At 67.3% G+C, this 16,935-nt stretch carries 11 protein-coding genes and 1 pseudogene; 9 read left to right on the top strand and 3 right to left on the bottom strand.

Features of this window, described 5'->3' with window-relative positions:
- Nucleotides 1-331: 331 nt before the first annotated feature.
- Complete coding sequence (locus AC3A4T_RS09645) at nt 332-1,258, bottom strand: LysR family transcriptional regulator (protein ID WP_487675188.1); 927 nt, start codon at nt 1,256-1,258, stop codon at nt 332-334.
- Nucleotides 1,259-1,349: 91 nt separating this feature from the next.
- Here AC3A4T_RS09645 and AC3A4T_RS09640 point away from each other — a divergent pair, with 91 nt between their 5' ends.
- The 5 genes and pseudogenes from AC3A4T_RS09640 (at nt 1,350) to AC3A4T_RS09620 (ending at nt 6,098) form a co-directional block, all read left to right on the top strand.
- Nucleotides 1,350-2,627: an acyl-CoA dehydrogenase family protein gene (locus tag AC3A4T_RS09640; RefSeq protein ID WP_487675187.1), complete on the top strand. Its 1,278-nt coding sequence runs from the start codon at nt 1,350-1,352 to the stop codon at nt 2,625-2,627.
- Nucleotides 2,624-3,376 (top strand): annotated as a pseudogene (locus AC3A4T_RS09635) (SDR family oxidoreductase); the annotation flags it as partial. The gene AC3A4T_RS09640 and the pseudogene AC3A4T_RS09635, both read left to right, overlap by 4 nt.
- Nucleotides 3,377-3,461: 85 nt before the next feature.
- Entirely contained in the window at nt 3,462-4,541 is a 1,080-nt protein-coding gene (locus tag AC3A4T_RS09630) for a phosphotransferase family protein (protein ID WP_487675186.1), read from the top strand.
- A gap of 1 nt (nt 4,542) precedes the next feature.
- Nucleotides 4,543-5,307, top strand: coding sequence for a histidine phosphatase family protein (locus AC3A4T_RS09625; protein WP_487675185.1), 765 nt, complete (start codon nt 4,543-4,545; stop codon nt 5,305-5,307).
- Between the two features lie 35 nt (nt 5,308-5,342).
- Nucleotides 5,343-6,098, top strand: a complete 756-nt coding sequence (locus tag AC3A4T_RS09620) for an SDR family oxidoreductase (RefSeq protein WP_487675184.1) — start codon at nt 5,343-5,345, stop codon at nt 6,096-6,098.
- A 391-nt stretch (nt 6,099-6,489) separates the two neighbouring features.
- On the opposite strand, the gene cueR is transcribed toward AC3A4T_RS09620, so the two are convergent.
- Both cueR and AC3A4T_RS09610 read right to left on the bottom strand, forming a co-directional pair.
- Nucleotides 6,490-7,008 carry a Cu(I)-responsive transcriptional regulator gene (gene cueR, locus AC3A4T_RS09615; protein WP_487675183.1) on the bottom strand — a complete coding sequence of 173 codons (519 nt, stop codon included), beginning with the start codon at nt 7,006-7,008 and terminating at the stop codon, nt 6,490-6,492.
- Nucleotides 7,009-7,064: 56 nt separating this feature from the next.
- The gene (locus AC3A4T_RS09610; protein WP_487675182.1) at nt 7,065-9,542 is read right to left on the bottom strand and encodes a heavy metal translocating P-type ATPase; all 2,478 of its coding nucleotides are present in this window, start codon (nt 9,540-9,542) and stop codon (nt 7,065-7,067) included.
- A 449-nt stretch (nt 9,543-9,991) separates the two neighbouring features.
- Here AC3A4T_RS09610 and AC3A4T_RS09605 point away from each other — a divergent pair, with 449 nt between their 5' ends.
- The 4 genes from AC3A4T_RS09605 (at nt 9,992) to ku (ending at nt 16,907) form a co-directional block, all read left to right on the top strand.
- Nucleotides 9,992-14,443, top strand: coding sequence for a DEAD/DEAH box helicase (locus tag AC3A4T_RS09605; RefSeq protein WP_487675181.1), 4,452 nt, complete (start codon nt 9,992-9,994; stop codon nt 14,441-14,443).
- Nucleotides 14,444-15,196: 753 nt separating this feature from the next.
- Complete coding sequence (locus tag AC3A4T_RS09600; protein ID WP_487675180.1) at nt 15,197-15,484, top strand: hypothetical protein; 288 nt, start codon at nt 15,197-15,199, stop codon at nt 15,482-15,484.
- Nucleotides 15,481-15,993 carry a low affinity iron permease family protein gene (locus tag AC3A4T_RS09595; protein ID WP_487675179.1) on the top strand — a complete coding sequence of 171 codons (513 nt, stop codon included), beginning with the start codon at nt 15,481-15,483 and terminating at the stop codon, nt 15,991-15,993. Before AC3A4T_RS09600 ends, AC3A4T_RS09595 begins: the two co-directional genes overlap by 4 nt.
- 2 nt (nt 15,994-15,995) lie before the next feature.
- Nucleotides 15,996-16,907 carry a non-homologous end joining protein Ku gene (gene ku, locus AC3A4T_RS09590; RefSeq protein ID WP_487675178.1) on the top strand — a complete coding sequence of 304 codons (912 nt, stop codon included), beginning with the start codon at nt 15,996-15,998 and terminating at the stop codon, nt 16,905-16,907.
- Nucleotides 16,908-16,935: the final 28 nt, after the last annotated feature.

The following is a 16,935-nucleotide window of genomic DNA, read 5'->3' as shown; positions in this document are numbered from 1 at the left end:
CGAGACATCCTGTCTCGGTGGCGCACGGCGCACATCCATGTGCGCCGCCCTTCGGGTGTGCGTTTGCTAACGCGAGTGCGTGACTTCGCGGCGCTGGATGAACTGCGCGGCTTCAGGCCCAGGCAAAAGCGACATGGCCTCCCTGTAGGAGCGGCGCGAGCCGCGACCACGTGGACACAACTACGTCGCATGCCGCGTCATTGCCGTAATGGCGCGGTCGCGGCTTGCGCCGCTCTTACAGGGGGCGGCGAGGCGCTATTCCTGGGAATGCAATTTCAGGTTTTCAACGCGACCAATCGCAATCCAAACACGCAGCGAAAAAAATCACCAATCACCCAAACAACCCCCGCTCACACACCCCGACCACCACCTCCCGCAACCACCGATTGGCCGGATCGAACTCACTGTTCGCATGCCAATACAGATGCAACTGCGCCGCCGGCAACGCGAACGGCACCGCCACCCGCAATAAACGCGAACGGCCGATGATCCGCCCCGCCAACCCCGCCGGCATGGTCAACAAGGCATCCGACTGCGCGACCACCTCGCAGGCCGAATGGTAGTTCTGGCAACGCAGCGCGATCGGCCGCTGCAAACCGAGGTTGAGCAGCGCGATGTCCTCGATCACCTGACCGCTCGCGCGGGTCGACACCGCCACATGCCGCGCCTGCAGGTACTGCTTCAAGCTCAGCCGCTTCGCCAGCGCATGGCCGGCGCGCATCACCACGCAGAAGCCGTCCTGGAACAAGGGCTGATGCCGAACCGGTTCGCTGATCGGCAAGGCCACGTCGATCGCCAGGTCGACCTGGCCGGCGGCGAGTTCGCGGCCCAGTTCGCGCCGCGCCACCGCCACGCTGGCCAAGGTCGCGCCGGGCGCCTGCGCATGCAGCGCTTGCGCCAATGCGGGCAGCAGCGCGGTTTCGGTCGCGTCGGGCATGCCGATGCGGAAGCCCTGGCGGGCCTGGGCGGGGTCGAAGCGATCCCATTGCTGCAGCAACTCGCGCAGGCGGCTGAGCGCATCAGTCAACAGCGGCGCGATGCGCTGGCAGGCCGGGGTCGGGCTCATGCGCCGGCCGTCGCGCACGAACAGCGGGTCGCCGAATTGCTGGCGCAAGCGGGCCAGGGCATGGCTCACCGCCGACGGCGTGAGGTACAGCGCCTGCGCCGCGCGGCTGAGGTTCTGCTCGCGGTAGACGGCCTCGAACACCTTGAGCAGGTTGAGGTCGAGCTGGTCGGTCCGGTTATGAATCTGGTTCATGATGGGAAGTTAGCAAAGATCACTTCATTCATGCCGGCCGGGCGCCTAGGATGCAGACGGGCCGGGCCTTCGCCGGCATCGGGAATTCGTGATGGACTTCGCACCCAGCGCGCGCAGCGCCGAGTATCTGCAACGCCTGCAGGCCTTCATCGCCGAACACATCGCGCCGTTCGAAGACGCGTATCGGCGCGAGAACGCGCAGACCAATGCCGGCGCCGACTGGCGTCAGTGGCGGGTGCATCCGCGCATCGGCGAACTCAAGCGCAAGGCGCGCGAGGCCGGGCTGTGGAATCTGTTCCTGCCCGATGCGCAGCTCGGCGCCGGCCTGTCGGTGCTCGATTACGCGCCGCTGGCCGAGGCCATGGGCCACTACGAATTCGCCGCGGAAATCTTCAACTGCAACGCGCCCGACACCGGCAACATGGAAGTGCTGCATCACTTCGGCAGCGACGCGCAGAAACAACAGTGGCTGCGGCCGCTGCTGGACGGCGAGATCCGCTCGGTATTCTGCATGACCGAGCCCGACGTGGCCTCGTCGGATGCGACCAATATGCAGGCGACCGTGCGGGTGGACGGCGATCACTTGCTGCTCGACGGGCGCAAGTGGTGGTCGACCGGCATCGGCCATCCCGACGCGAAGCTCGCGATCTTCATGGGCTTGTCCGACCCGGACGCCGAACCGCACAAGCGCCACAGCATGGTGCTGGTGCCGCTGGATGCGCCGGGCGTGCGGATCGAACGCATGCTGCCGACCTTTGGCGAGTTCGACCCGCCGTACGGCCACGGCGAGGTCGTGTTCGACAACGTGCGCGTGCATCGGGATCAGTTGATTCTCGGCCTCGGTCAGGGCTTCGCGATCGCGCAAGGCCGGCTCGGTCCGGGCCGCATCCACCATTGCATGCGCGCGATCGGCGCGGCCGAGCGCGCGCTGGAACTGACCATCCGCCGCGGCGCATCGCGCCAGGCGTTCGGCCAGCCGATCCTGCGCCTGGGCGGCAATCTCGAACGCATCGCGCAGGCGCGCATGGCGATCGATCAGGCGCGTCTGCTGACCTTGTACGCGGCGTGGAAGATCGAGAAGTTCGGGGTCAAGGCGGCGATGACCGAAATCTCGGCGATCAAGGTGGTCGCGCCCAACATGCTGCAGGACATCGTCGATCAGGCGATCCAGATGCACGGCGGCGCCGGGGTGTCGAACGATCTGCCGCTGACCGGATTGTTCATGATCGCGCGCGCCTTGCGCATTGCCGACGGCCCCGACGAAGTGCATCGTGCGATGGTCGCGCGCATGGAACTGGCCAAGTACGGTTTGAGTTCCAGCCAGAACCGCCAACACCAGAAAGAACGCGCTCACAAGGAACAGGCATGACCACCGCAACCCGCGTCTTCATCACCGGCGGCGCCTCCGGGCTTGGCCGCGCACTCGCAGAAGGCTATGCCCGCGACGGCGCGCGCGTGTGCATCGGTGACGTCAACGCGGCGCGCGGCGAGGAAACCCTCGCGGCGTTGCGCGCGGCCGGTGCGACCGCGCATTACCTACATTGCGACGTGACCCGCGAGGAAGATCTGCAGGCCGCGGCCGACTGGTTGCTGGCCCAGTGGGGCGGGGTCGACCTGGTGTTCAACAATGCCGGGGTCGCCGACATGGGCCCGGTCGAGGCCATGCCGATCGCCGACTGGCAGTGGATGATCGACATCAACCTGCTCGGCGTGGTGCGTGGCTGCAAGGTGTTCGCGCCGCTGTTGCGAAAGCAGGGCAGCGGCCGCCTGGTCAACATCGCCTCGATGGCCGGGCTGATCCATCCGCCGTTCGCGGGCGCGTACAACGCGACCAAGGCCGCGGTGGTGGCGCTGTCGGAAACGCTCAAGGCCGAACTCGGATCGGCCGGCATCGAGGTCAGCGTGGTGTGCCCGGCGTTCTTCCGCACCAACCTCAGCGAAAGCCTGCGCAGCACCGATCCGCGCTATGCGCGCTGGATGCGCAAGCTGGTCGACGAGTCCAAGATCGGCGCCGACGAAATCGCGACGATGATCCGCGCCGGCGTCGCGCGCGGCGAGTTCCGCATCCTCACCCATGCCTCGGCGCGGCGGTTCTGGATGCTCAAGCGCTTGTTGCCGTACAACTGGTACGAAGCGGCGATGCGTCGCGCCGGCCAGGGCGGGGCGAAGAAGAAGCCGCGCCGGTCGGCAGCAAGGCGTGACGGTGACGGCCGAACGCAACAGCGATGGCTCGCGCGCGGTGCGCGTGGGCGAGGAACTCGACGCGGCCGCGGTCGACGCCTGGCTCAAGCCGCGCCTGCCGCATCTGCAGGGCATGCCGCAGGTCACCCAGTACGCCGGCGGTGCGTCGAACTGGACTTATCGTCTGCACTACGACAACGACGATCTGATCCTGCGCCGCCCTCCGGCCGGCAAGAAAGCCAAGTCCGCGCACGACATGGGACGCGAATTCCGTATCCAGCAGGCGCTAAAACCGGTGTTCCCGTTCGTGCCGGCGATGTACGCGCATTGCGAAGACACCGCGCTGATCGGTGCGGAGTTCTACGTGATGCAGCGGCTCGACGGGCTGATCCTGCGCAAGAACCTGCCGCCCGGACTGGAGCTGAGCCGCGACAAGGTGCGGACCTTGTGCATCCATGTGCTGGATACCTTGATCGCCTTGCATCAGGTCGATCATCGCGCCGCCGGTCTGGAACATCTTGCGCCGGGCGCCGGTTACGGCCAGCGCCAGATCGACGGCTGGAGCAAGCGCTATACCGATGCGCGCACCTGGAACGTCCCCGGCGGCGGCAAGATCATGGCCTGGCTCCGCGACAACCTGCCGCGTGACGAACGCATCTGCCTGACCCACAACGACTTCCGTTTCGACAACGTGGTGCTCGATCGCGACGATCCGGCGCGGGTGATCGGCGTGCTGGACTGGGAGCTGGCGACGCTCGGCGATCCGTTGATGGATGTCGGCAATCTGCTCGCCTATTGGGTCGAAGCCGGCGACGATTTCATTGCTCGCGATACCCGGCGTCAGCCGACTCACTTGCCGGGCATGTTCACGCGTCGCGAAGTCATGCAGTACTACAGCGAACGCACCGGCATGCAGCCGCGCAGTTGGGCGTTCTATGAGGTCTATGGCTTATTCCGCCTGTCGGCGATCGCCCAGCAGATCTACTACCGCTATCATCACCGGCAGACCCGCAACCCGGCGTTCAAGCGCTTCTGGTTGTCGGTGAATTACCTGCATTGGCGTTGTCGACGCGCGATCGCGCAAGACCGGCGAGGGCGTTGAGATGGCTGCGAGCATCCATCTGATCCGCCACGGCCAGGCCGCGTTCGGCGCGGCCGATTACGATCAACTCAGCGAGCGCGGCCGCGAACAGTCGCGCCTGCTTGGCGCCGCGCTGGCGCCGCTGGCGGGCCAGGGCGATATCGCCATCTGCGGCGGGATGCGCCGGCATCGGCAGACCGCCGAGGAATGTCTGGCGGCGATGTATTCGTCCGCCACAACGTCACAACACGCCGCGGCCGAATCGAGCCCCTCTCCCGTTGACGGGAGAGGGGTTGGGGTGAGGGGCGCCCCGCAAATCGATCCACGCTGGAACGAATTCGACCATCAACAAATCATCGCCCGCCACAAACCCGAATACAGCGACCACGAACACCTCGTCGCCGAACTCAGCCGCGCCACCGATCCACGTCGCGCCTTCCAGTCGCTGTTCGCCGCGGCGATGACGCGCTGGTCGGGCGGCGAGTTCGATCACGAATACAGCGAACCGTGGCCGGCGTTCGGCCAGCGCTGCCGCGATGCCTTGCAGGCGGCGGCCGAAGCCGCGGGATCATCGTCGAACATCTGGGTCTTCACCTCCGGCGGCCCGATCGCCGCGATCGTCCAGCACCTGCTGCAGGCGCCCGACGCGCAGGCGATGAAGCTCAGCTGGACTCTGGTCAACGCCGGCGTCACTCAAGTGCATGTCGCCCGCGGCGGCCCGCGCCTGTCCACCTTCAACGGCCACGCCCATCTGTACGGACGTACCGACCTGATCACTTATCGCTGAGGCCTCGTGCCTCGACCGGAACCGGAGTTCGCCGCATGCGCAAACGTATCCTCATCACCGGCGCCAGTTCCGGACTCGGCCGCGGCATGGCGCGCGAGTTCGCGCGCGCCGGCAGCGACCTGGCCCTGTGCGCGCGGCGTCTGGATCGCCTGGAGGCGCTCAAGGCTGAATTGAATGCCGCGCATCCGGATATCCGGGTCAGCATCCACAGCCTGGACGTGACCGATCACGAGCAAGTGTTCGCGGTGTTCCCCGCCGCGCGCGACGCGCTCGGCGGCCTGGACCGGGTGATCGTCAACGCCGGCATCGGCCAGGGCGCGCCGGTCGGCAAGGGCCAGTTCGCCTTGAACCGCGGCATCGTCGAAACCAATTTCCTGGCCGCGCTGGCGCAGTGCGAAGCGGCGGTGGAAATCTTCCGCGCGGCCGGTCAGGGGCACCTCGTGTTGATTTCCTCGATGAGCGCGATGCGCGGCATGCGCGGCGGCCTGACCGCCTACGCCGCGAGCAAGGCCGGCGTGGCCTCGCTGGCCGAAGGCATCCGCACCGACATGCTGCGCAAGCCCTCAATAAAGATCAGCACGATCTATCCCGGTTACATCCGCACCGAAATGAACGACGGCGCGCCGGCCAAGCAGACGCCTTTCATCATCGACGAGGCGACGGGTTGCCGTTTGCTGGTGCGGGCGATCGATAAGGAGAAAGCCAAGGCCTATGTGCCGTGGTGGCCATGGGCGCCGTTGGGGTGGTTGATGAAGCGGATGCCGTTGGCGTGGGTGGCGAAGCTCAATTGAGCTTGCGCAATCGTTCGCGTTGTTTCGTCTGCCCCCTGTAGGAGCGGCGCGAGCCGCGACCGCGAATTGCGGTCTGCGGTGAGGGTTTCGTCGTAGTCGTCGTGGCGCGATCGCGGCCTGCGATGGAGGTTGCGACGTAATCGTGGTGACGCTGTCGCGGCTTGCGCCGCTCCTACAGGGAGATAGCGAACATGCGCATGCGCGCCTCTTCGGTTACGACAAACCTCTCCAGAACGTCATTCCCGCGAAGGCGGGAATCCAGTGACTTCAAACGTTCTCGCACGAAAGGCCCTGGATGTTCGGCTCCGCCGAAATAAAGCAGAGCCCGCCTTCGCGGGAATGACGTTCTGAGAGTGACGCGACAACCCACGACCCTACGGCCGTTCGTCACTCAGCGACCTTTCTTCACGGTCTGCCGCCCGGGCGCGGATGCCTCATCACCGCGCTCCGCATCCCCCGATCCCCCACAACACTCATCCTGAGCAAGATCCTCAAGAATCGGGCACTCCGGCCGATCGTCGCCCTGGCACCGCCGCGCCAACTGTTCCAGCGTGTTCTGCATCGCCTGCATCTCGCGAATCTTCGCCGCCAGTTCCGCCGCGTGATCCAGCGCCAGCCGCTTGACCTCGCCGCTTTCGCGCGAGCGGTTGTCCCACAATCCCAGCAAGGTCTCGATCTGCTTGATCGAAAATCCCAGCGAGCGCGAGCGCTTGATGAAACGCAGCCGGTGCAGGTCGCTGTCGCGGTACAGACGATAACCGGCGATGCTGCGGCCAGCGGTCGGAATCAGGTCGATGCTCTCGTAATGCCGGATCATCTTCGCGCTCACCCCGCTGAGCTGGGCGGCTTCGCCGATGTTGTGCAGGCCGTCGGCCTTGGCCTGGGCGAGTTCGGGCGCGGTGCGGGTCATGGCGCGGTTCCTGGTTCCGGTAACGAAGGGTACATAAGCGTCCATGCGCGTCGTGTTCATGCCGGCCTCCAGCGCCGCAGCAGCAACGTGTTGCCGATCACGCTGACGCTGGAGAAGGCCATCGCCGCGGCGGCGACCACCGGGTTCAACCAGCCCAGGGTCGCCAGGCCGATGCCGATGACGTTGTAGCCGAACGCCCAGAACAGGTTCTGGCGGATCTTGCGGCTGGTGCGGCGCGAGATCTCGATCGCGTCGGCGACCAATCCCGGTTCGGCGCGCATCAGGGTAATGCCGGCGGCCTGCATCGCCACGTCGGTGCCGCTGCCCATGGCGATGCCGACATCGGCCGCGGCCAGCGCCGGTGCGTCGTTGACGCCGTCGCCGACCATCGCCACGGTGCGGAACTGGCCGAGTTCGGCGACCGCGGCGGCCTTCTGTTCGGGCAACACGTCGGCGCGGACCTGATCGATGCCCAGTTCGGCGGCGACCGCGCGCGCCGCGCCGATGTGATCGCCGGAAATCATCGCGGTGCTCACACCCAATGCATGCAGGCGTTCGATCGCCGCGCGGGCGTTGGCGCGCGGGGTATCGCGGAAACCGAGCAGGCCGAGCAACTGCGCGCCGTCGGCGCCGTCGCGCGCCAGCCACGACACGCTGTGACCGCTGTCGGCCAGGCGCTGCGCCGCCTCGCGCAGAGGCTGCAGATCGACACCGGCTTCTTCGAGCATGCGGGTGCTGCCGAGTAGCAAGGTGCGGCCTTCGACCTCGCCGCGCAGGCCGCGTCCGGCCAGCGCCTGCAACCGCGACACCGGCGGCAGCTTCAGCGCACGCGCGGCGTTGAGGGTGGCGCGCGCGAGCGGATGCTCGCTGCCCGATTGCAGCGCCGCGGCGAAACGCAGCAGCGCGTCGCGATCGCCGTCGAGCGCGGTCCATTCGCTCAGCACCGGCTTGCCTTCGGTCAGGGTACCGGTCTTGTCGAACGCGACGATTTCGATCCGATGGGCGATTTCCAGCGCTTCGGCGTCCTTGATCAGAATGCCCGCGCGCGCGGCCACGCCGGTGCCGGCCATGATCGCGGTCGGCGTGGCCAGGCCCAGCGCACACGGACAGGCGATCACCAGCACCGCGACCGCGTTGAGCACGGCCTGGCTCCAGTCGCCGGCATACAGGCCCCAACCGATCAGGGTCAGCAGCGCGATCGCGATCACCACCGGCACGAACACCGCGCTGACCCGGTCGACCAGATGCTGGATCGGCGCCTTCTTCGCCTGCGCGTCTTCGACCAGACGGATGATGCGGGCGAGCGCGCTCTCCGCGCCGACCGCCACGGTCTCGACCACGATCCGGCCTTCGCCGTTGATCGCGCCGCCGGTGACGCGGTCGCCGGTCTCGCGCGCGACCGGCAGGGATTCGCCGGTGAGCAGGGATTCGTCGACGTGGGTGAGGCCTTCGACGATGCGGCCGTCGGCCGGCAGGCGTTCGCCCGGACGCACCACGACCAGATCGCCGACCCGCAGTTGCGCCAGCGGCAGTTCGTGCTCGACGCCGTCGCGCAGCACCCGCGCGCTGCTCGGGCGCAGCGCCTGCAGCGCGCGGATCGCCGCGGTGGTCTGGCGCTTGGCGCGCGCTTCCAGCCATTTGCCGAACAGGATCAGGGTGATGATCACCGCCGAGGTTTCGAAGTACAGCTGCATCTGATCGCCGCGCAGCAGGTGATACAGGCTCAGGCCATAACCGGCGGTGCTGCCGAGCGCGACCAGCAGATCCATGTTGCCGCTGCGCGCGCGCAACGCGCTCCAGCCGGCGCGGTAGAAGCGCGCGCCGAGCCAGAACTGCACCGGCGTGGCCAACGCGAACTGCAGCCAGCCCGGCAGCATCCAGTGCTGGCCGAACAACAGGCCGAGCATCGGCGCGACCAAGGGCAGCGACAGCGCGGCGGCGATCAGTAGATGACGGGTTTCGCGGGTCAGCGCGGGCTTCGTATTGCTGTGGGTGGCGGCGGAAGCTGTGCTGCTGTGGGTGCGCGGCGCGTGCGAGCTGTCGCCAGCGGATGCGGTACTTGCACCGCCGCCGGATGGATTGTCGGGATCGCTGTCGGGCAGGCTCGCCTCGTAACCGGCGCGTTTCACCGCGGCGATCAGCGCGGCCGTGTCGGTGCCGCCGAGCATGCGCACCTTGGCGCGCTCGGTGGCCAGATTGACCGAGGCCTCAAGCACGCCCGGCACCGCGTTGAGCGCTTTTTCGATCCGGCCGACGCAGGAACCGCAATTCATCCCGCGCAGCGTCAGCACCAGGTCCTCGCTGGGGACGCGGTAACCGGCGGCGGCGATGGCGCGTTCGATCTGCGCGGCGGAGACGCTGGCGTCGTGAACGATCTCGGCGATTTCGGTAGCCAGATTGACGCTGACCTCGGCGACGCCGGGCAGGGCGGACACCGCCCGCTCGATGCGGCCGACGCAGGAGCTGCAGGTCATTCCGGCGACCTGCAAACGCAGGCGCTGCGGGGTGGGGGCGACGTGGTGCGGGGCGTTCATGGGGGTTCCCGGGAGACTCGATGCCGGGCAGGTTGTGGGTTCCCATGATGGTAAGGTCAAGCTTGGTGGTGGGTTGTGAGTGAAACGGCGCGTTTGGTGTTGAGCGTTAGGCGTAGCGATTGCGGTTGCTAGGCAGTGAGTGGCGCTGCGGGCCGACAGTTCGTGGTCGCGGCTTACGCCGCTCCTACGGGGAGATACGAAGCTTCAACCATCCCCCTGTAGGAGCGGCGTAAGCCGCGACCGCGCCACCACAGATACGTCGCAAGCTGGAAGCCTCGCGACCATCGCAAATCGCCCCGTTCAGCCCCCTGCAACGCGCCCACCGCAGCCGTGAACAATTCAGTCGCACGCCCTGAGACACACCGCCCGCACGCTGGCCAATGCCAGAATCGCCCCCATCTAGTTACGGTCCCAGTCACCGCTCCCCAATCGGCAGGCCGTCCCCACTCATGGCGCTAGACGATTTCCATCCCGCAGTCGCCGCCTGGTTCCACGCGGCGTTTCCGGCGCCGACCCAGGCGCAGGTGCTGGCGTGGCCGAACATCCGCGCCGGGCGCAACACCCTGGTCGCCGCGCCGACCGGTTCGGGCAAGACCCTGACCGCGTTCCTGGCCGCGATCGACGAACTCGTGCGCGAAGGGCTCGAACACGGCCTGCGCGACGAAACCGCGGTGGTTTACGTCTCGCCGCTCAAGGCGCTGTCCAACGACATCCATCTGAACCTGGAAGCGCCGCTGGCCGGCATCGCCGAACAGTTGCAGCGCATGGGCCTGAGCGATCCCGGCATCCGCACCGCGGTGCGCACCGGCGACACTCCGGCCGGCGAGCGCGTGGCGATGCGCAAGCGGCCGCCGCACATCCTGGTGACCACGCCCGAATCGCTGTACGTGCTGATGGGGTCGGAATCCGGCCGCGCCATGCTGTCGACCGTGCGCTCGGTGATCGTCGACGAAATCCACGCGGTCGCCGACGACAAGCGCGGCAGTCATCTGAGCCTGACCCTGGAACGCCTGCGCGGCCTGTGCGCGAAACCGCCGTTGCGGATCGGCCTGTCGGCGACGCAGAAACCTATCGTCGAGGTCGCGCGTTTCCTGGTCGGCAGCGACGCGGTCGACGCCGACGGCCAGCCCGATTGCGCGATCGTCGATATCGGCTACGCCAAGCAGCGCGATCTCGCCCTGGAATTGCCGGGTTCGCCGCTGTCGGCGGTGATGTCGCACGAGCAATGGGACGAGGTGTACGCGCGGCTGGCCGCATTGGTCGGCGATCACCGCACCACCCTGGTGTTCGTCAACACCCGGCGCATGGCCGAACGCGCCGCGCGCCATCTCGCCGACCGGCTCGGCAAGGACGTGGTCGCCGCGCACCACGGCAGCCTGTCGCGCGAACTGCGCCTGGACGCCGAGCAGCGGCTCAAGAGCGGGCAGTTGCGGGTGCTGGTCGCGACCGCGTCGCTGGAACTGGGCATCGATATCGGCGATGTCGATCTGGTCTGCCAGCTCGGTTCGCCGCGCGCGATCGCCGCGTTCCTGCAGCGGGTCGGACGCGCCGGCCACCACGTCGGCGGCGTGCCGAAGGGCCGCCTGTTCCCGCAGTCGCGCGACGATCTGGTCGAATGCGCGGCCTTGCTCGACAGCGTGCGTCGCGGCGAACTCGATGCGCTGCAGATTCCGCAAGCACCGCTGGACGTGCTGGCGCAGCAGATCGTCGCCGAAGTGGCCGCGCAGGAGCGCAGCGAAGACGAGTTGTACGCGCTGGTGCGCGGCGCCTGGCCGTATGCGCAGTTGCAGCGCAAGGACTTCGACGCGGTCGTGCGCATGCTCGCCGACGGCTTCACCACCCGGCGCGGGCCGCGCGCGGCTTACATCCATCGCGACGCGGTCAACGCGCGGCTGCGCGCGCGCCGCGGCAGCCGCATGACCGCGGTGATGTCGGGCGGCACCATACCCGACACCGGCGATTACTCGGTCGTGCTGGAACCGGAAAACCACACGATCGGCAACGTCAACGAAGACTTCGCGATCGAAAGCTCGGCCGGCGACGTGTTCCAGCTCGGCAACGCCAGCTACCGCGTGCTGCGGGTGGAACCGGGCCGGGTCCGGGTCGAGGACGCGCAGGGCCAGCCGCCGAATATTCCGTTCTGGCTCGGCGAAGCGCCGGGCCGCAGCGACGAATTGTCGTCCAGCGTGTCGCGCCTGCGCGGCGTAGTCGATGCCTTGCTGGGCGAGAGCGTCGGCGCGTTCGGCGCGCTCGATATCGGCGGCGCCGCGCGCAAGCTCGGCGAACAGATCGATATCGATCCGGAAAGTGCGCTGCAGGTGGTCGATTATCTGGGCCGCACCCGCCAGGTGCTCGGCATCGTGCCGACCCAGGACACGTTGGTGTTCGAGCGGTTCTTCGATGAATCCGGCGGCACCCAGCTGGTGATCCATTCGCCGTACGGCAGCCGCATCAACCGCGCCTGGGGCCTGGCGCTGCGCAAGCGCTTCTGCCGCAAGTTCAATTTCGAATTGCAGGCCGCCGCGACCGAGGACGCGATCGTGCTGTCGCTGTCGACCAGCCACAGTTTTCCGCTCGAAGACGTCGCGCGTTACCTGCATTCGGCCTCGGCCCTGGACGTGTTGATCCAGGCCTTGCTGGACGCGCCGCTGTTCGCGGTGCGCTGGCGCTGGAACGCCACCACCTCGCTGGCGTTGCCGCGTTTCGTCGGCGGCCGCAAGGTCGCGCCGCAGTTGCAGCGGATGAAGAGCGAAGATCTGCTGGCGACGGTGTTTCCCGATCAGGTCGCGTGCGCGGAAAACCTGGTCGGCGAGCGCGAAGTGCCCGACCATCCGCTGGTCGAACAGACCCTGCAGGACTGTTTGTACGAAGCGATGGACAGCGCCGGCTGGCTGCGCATGCTGCGGCGCCTGGAGGCGGGCGAGGTGCGGGTGATCGGACGCGACGTGACCGGCCCGTCGCCGATCGCGGCCGAGGCGCTCAACGCCAAGCCGTACGCCTTCCTCGACGATGCGCCGCTGGAGGAACGCCGCACCCAGGCGGTGATGGCGCGGCGTTACGCCGAAGCCGACAGCGCCGACGATCTGGGCCGACTCGACCCGGAGGCGATCGACGCGGTGCGCGCCGAGGCCTGGCCGGAAGCGCGCGACCCCGACGAAATGCACGAAGCGCTGATGGGGCTGGGCTACGTCACCGTCGACGAAGCCGCGGCCAATGCCTGGAGCGATTGGCTGAGTGCGCTGACCGCCGACGGCCGCGCCACCGCTCTGCGCCTGCACGCCGCCGACCCGGCGCCGTCGTGGTGGGTCGCGACGGAAACCCTGCCGCAGGCCCACGCGATCTTCGCCGAGGCCGTCGCCGAACCGGCGGTCGAGGTGCCGCGCGAATACGCGCAGGTGCAGTGGAGCGCCGAAGACGCATTGATCGATCTGCTGCGTTCGCGCCTGACCGGGCTCGGCCCGACCACGATCGCCGCGTTGGCGCGCGACAGCCATCGCGAGGCGAGCGAAATCGAACTGGCTCTGCTGCGGCTGGAGCAGGAAGGCTATGTGATGCGCGGCCGCTTCAGCCGCGCCAGCCTGCTCGCCGGCGACGAGGAGTGGTGCGAACGCCATCTGCTCGCGCGCATCCATCGCTACACGGTCGGACGTTTGCGCCGCGAGATCGAACCGGTCGCGCCGCGCGATTACGCGCGCTTCCTGTTCGACTGGCAGCACCTGTCCAAATCCACCCGCATGAGCGGTCCGCAGGCGCTGCGCACGGTGCTGGAACAACTCGAGGGCTACGAGGCGCCGGCCTCGGTGTGGGAAAGCGAACTGCTGCCGGCGCGCATCGGCGACTACGATTCGACCTGGTTGGACGAGCTGTGCACTGCCGGTCGGGTGACCTGGGCGCGGTTGCGTCCGAACGCCGGCGGCACCGACCCGGCCGCGCCGCAAGGCGTGCCGAGCGTGCGCCAGACCCCGATCGTGTTGCTGCCGCGCCGCGCCCTGGCCGACTGGAGCCTGAGCGCGGTGCGCAACACCGATCCGGCGCCGGTGTCCTCGCGCGCGCAACGCGTGCTCGCCGCGCTGGAATCGCGCGGCGCTTCGTTCTTCGACGAACTTGAACACTCCGCGCATCTGCTGCGCACCGAACTGGAAGAAGCGCTCGGCGAACTGGTGACCCGCGGCCGCATCACCTGCGACAGCTTCGCCGGTCTGCGCGCCTTGCTGGTGCCGCCGTCCAAGCGCGCTTCGGCGCACGGTAGCCGGCGGCGCCGGGCGATGTTGACCGATCTGCAGGACGCCGGCCGCTGGTCGCTGACCCGGCCGCTCGATGCTTCGACCGAACTGACGACCGCGACACCGGCCGCGACGCCGGCCGAAGTGGCCGCCCGCAGCACCGAGGCGACCGAGCACATCGCCTGGCGCCTGCTCGAACGTTATGGCGTGGTGTTCTGGCGGCTGATCCAGCGCGAAGCCGGATGGTTGCCGCCGTGGCGCGATCTGTTGCGGGTCTACCGACGCCTGGAAGCGCGCGGCGAAATCCGCGGCGGCCGCTTCGTCAGCGGCATGACCGGCGAGCAGTACGCGCTGCCCGATGCGGTCAACGCCTTGCGCCAGGTCCGCCAGCGCGAGCACAGCGGCGAAGTGATCTGCATTTCCGCCGCCGATCCGCTCAACCTCACCGGCAGCGTGCTGGCCGGCGCCAAGGTGCCGCGCATTCCCGGCGCGCGCATCGCGTTCCGCGACGGCGTCGCGGTGGCGAGCCTGCTGGCCGGGCAGGTCGAGGACATCGAAACCCTGCCGCCGGACGCGCAACGCGAGGTGCATCGTCTGCTGATGCGCCGGCCTGGCGGTGCCGCGGCCGCGGTGGAGTCGACGATCGACGACGTGCTGCGCAATCTCGGGCGGATCTAGGCCGAGTCAGGCGCGTCACGTCGATAGCACCTCGGGTTATCGCGGAGTCTTTCATAGCGCCACATCGCCGTGCCGGATCGTCATGCGGCATCGTCCACACGATGTGGTTTCGCGCAGCATTCGCATTCATTCGCGCATCACGTGGTTCGAACGCCGCGAATAGACGCCGATCCGACCAACGGCGCCGGCCGTATTCATCGATATCGACACGATCGATAGAGTGAATATCACTCGTGTGTCGGGTTAAGCGCGTGTGTTCGACAAATGAATCTCGGGTTAGATTCGGCTGTGTCAGTTTCGCTGTTCCGTCCGTGTGAGTGCGTCGTGTTGCGTCAACGCACCGCCGCGGAATTGCGTCACAGTTAGCGACTGAATGCTTCATCGATATCGCGTTACGACGCTCTGCGCCCGATGCAGCTTGATGAATGAAAATGAAATCGTGCGCAAACGCACTGACGCGATCTTCGCGCGCCAAGGTGGCAAGGTACGGCACACACCGATCCGCGCAGCGCACAACCGATGTCGCCGATCCGGCCTGTCGCGCATTGCTCGCGGACTTCATCCGTCCAGTCCATGCAGTCGTCATTCGATCGCCTGCGCCCCGTTCGCCAAGAGGATTCGATCATGCCCGTAGACAGCTACCGAACCAGCGATTCCGAATCACTCGCACCGCATGTCGCTACTCACACGTCCGCCGACGCGTCCTGCATGGCGGCAACTTCGGTCTCCGTGTTGGCGCACGATGTCGTCGACATGGATTCGGAACTGCTGTACTGGCGCGGCGAGTACCGCGTCCTGGTCGATCGGCCGGGATTGCGCTACAGCGATTACGAACCGGCGGTAAAACTCGGCCTGGACGCCTACATGCGTTCGCACGGCCGCGATTTCCGCGAAATGGAGGACGACCTGATCCGCTGCTACAAGCGGGTGCGCGGCGTATCCAAGCTCGATTGGGACGAAGCGCGCCCGATGGTTCAAGCGGCCTGGCATCGCCTGGAGCAACGCGATCGCCTGCGTCCGCGCGGTGGCCATCACGCATGAGCCTGCGCCACGCCTTCGAGCGCGGCGCGAAGGCCGCGGCGCGGTTCACCGGCCATCCGACCTGCTTCGGACTCGCGGTCGGCGTGGTGGTGGTATGGGTGGTGTCCGGTCCGCTGTTCGGTTTCAGCGACACCTGGCAACTGGTGATCAACACCGGCACGACCATCGTCACCTTCCTGATGGTGTTCCTGATCCAGAACTCGCAGAACCGCGACTCCGCCGCGGTGCAGATCAAGCTGGACGAACTGATCCGCGCGGTGCGCCGCGCCGACAACACCTTGCTGGACATGGAGGAACTGGACGAGGTCACGCTGGAACAGTTCCGCGCGCGTTACGAGGCGCTGGCCAAGAAGGCGCGCGACGGCGGAGCGAAGGCGGCCTGCGAGGATCCTGCGTTCGGCATGGATGACGACGACGATCGCGACGATCCGCCACGCACCGATCGGCAAGACGCCGACACCCGCGGTCGCGACGGCGACCGCCGCTCCAACACCCAAGACGAGGTTTGACCATGGCCCGCCCGATCTGGACCGGAACCCTGTCGTTCGGCCTGCTCAACATCCCGGTCAAGTTGATGACCGGCGAGCGCCGCGTCGACCTGCATTTCCGCATGCTTGACAGCCGCAACAAGGCGCCGATCCGCTACGAGCGGGTCAACGAGGAAACCGGCGAGGAAGTGCCGTGGAAGGAAATCGTCAAGGCCTTCGAATACGACAAGGGCAGTTATGTGGTGATCGAGGAGGCCGATATCGCCGCGGCCTCGCCGGACAATAAGGAAAGCGTCGACATCGACACCTTCGTCGACGCCGACACGATCGGCGCGCAGTTCTACGAAAAGCCCTACATCCTGGAACCGGGCAAGAAGGCCGAGAAAGGTTATGTGCTGCTGCGCGAAGTGCTCAAGCGCAGCGGCAAGGTCGGGATCGGCCGGGTGGTGATCCGCACCCGCGAATACCTGGCCGCGGTGATGCCGCACGGGGACGCGTTGTTGCTGATGATCCTGCGCTATGCCCAGGAACTGGTCGATCCGGCCGATTACAAACTGCCCGAGGGCGGCTTGGCGAAGTGGAAGATCTCGACGCGCGAGATCGACATGGCCGAGCAGCTGATCAAGTCGATGAGCAGCCAGTGGCAGCCCGACAGCTACAAGGACGATTTCCGCCAGCGCCTGCACAAGGTGATCGAGCAGCGGGTCAAGTCGAAGAAGGTGGTGCGCGGCAAGGACACCGACGAAGCCAAGCTGCCCGAGAACGCGGCGACCAACGTCATCGACTTCGCCGAACTGCTCAAGCGCAGCCTGAGCAAGAAGGGCGGCGGCGCTCAGGCCGCGCCGGCGCAGGCGGCCAAGAAGACCGCGAAAAAGGCGACGAAGAAGACCGCGCGCAAGGCGCCGGCCAAGAAGCGCGCGCGCAAGTCGGCCTGAGGCCATGGCTGGCGTGCGCCGGATGGAC

The organism is Lysobacter sp. Soil_N_51, from assembly GCF_057655755.1.
This window is presented reverse-complemented; position numbering and strand designations above follow the sequence as displayed.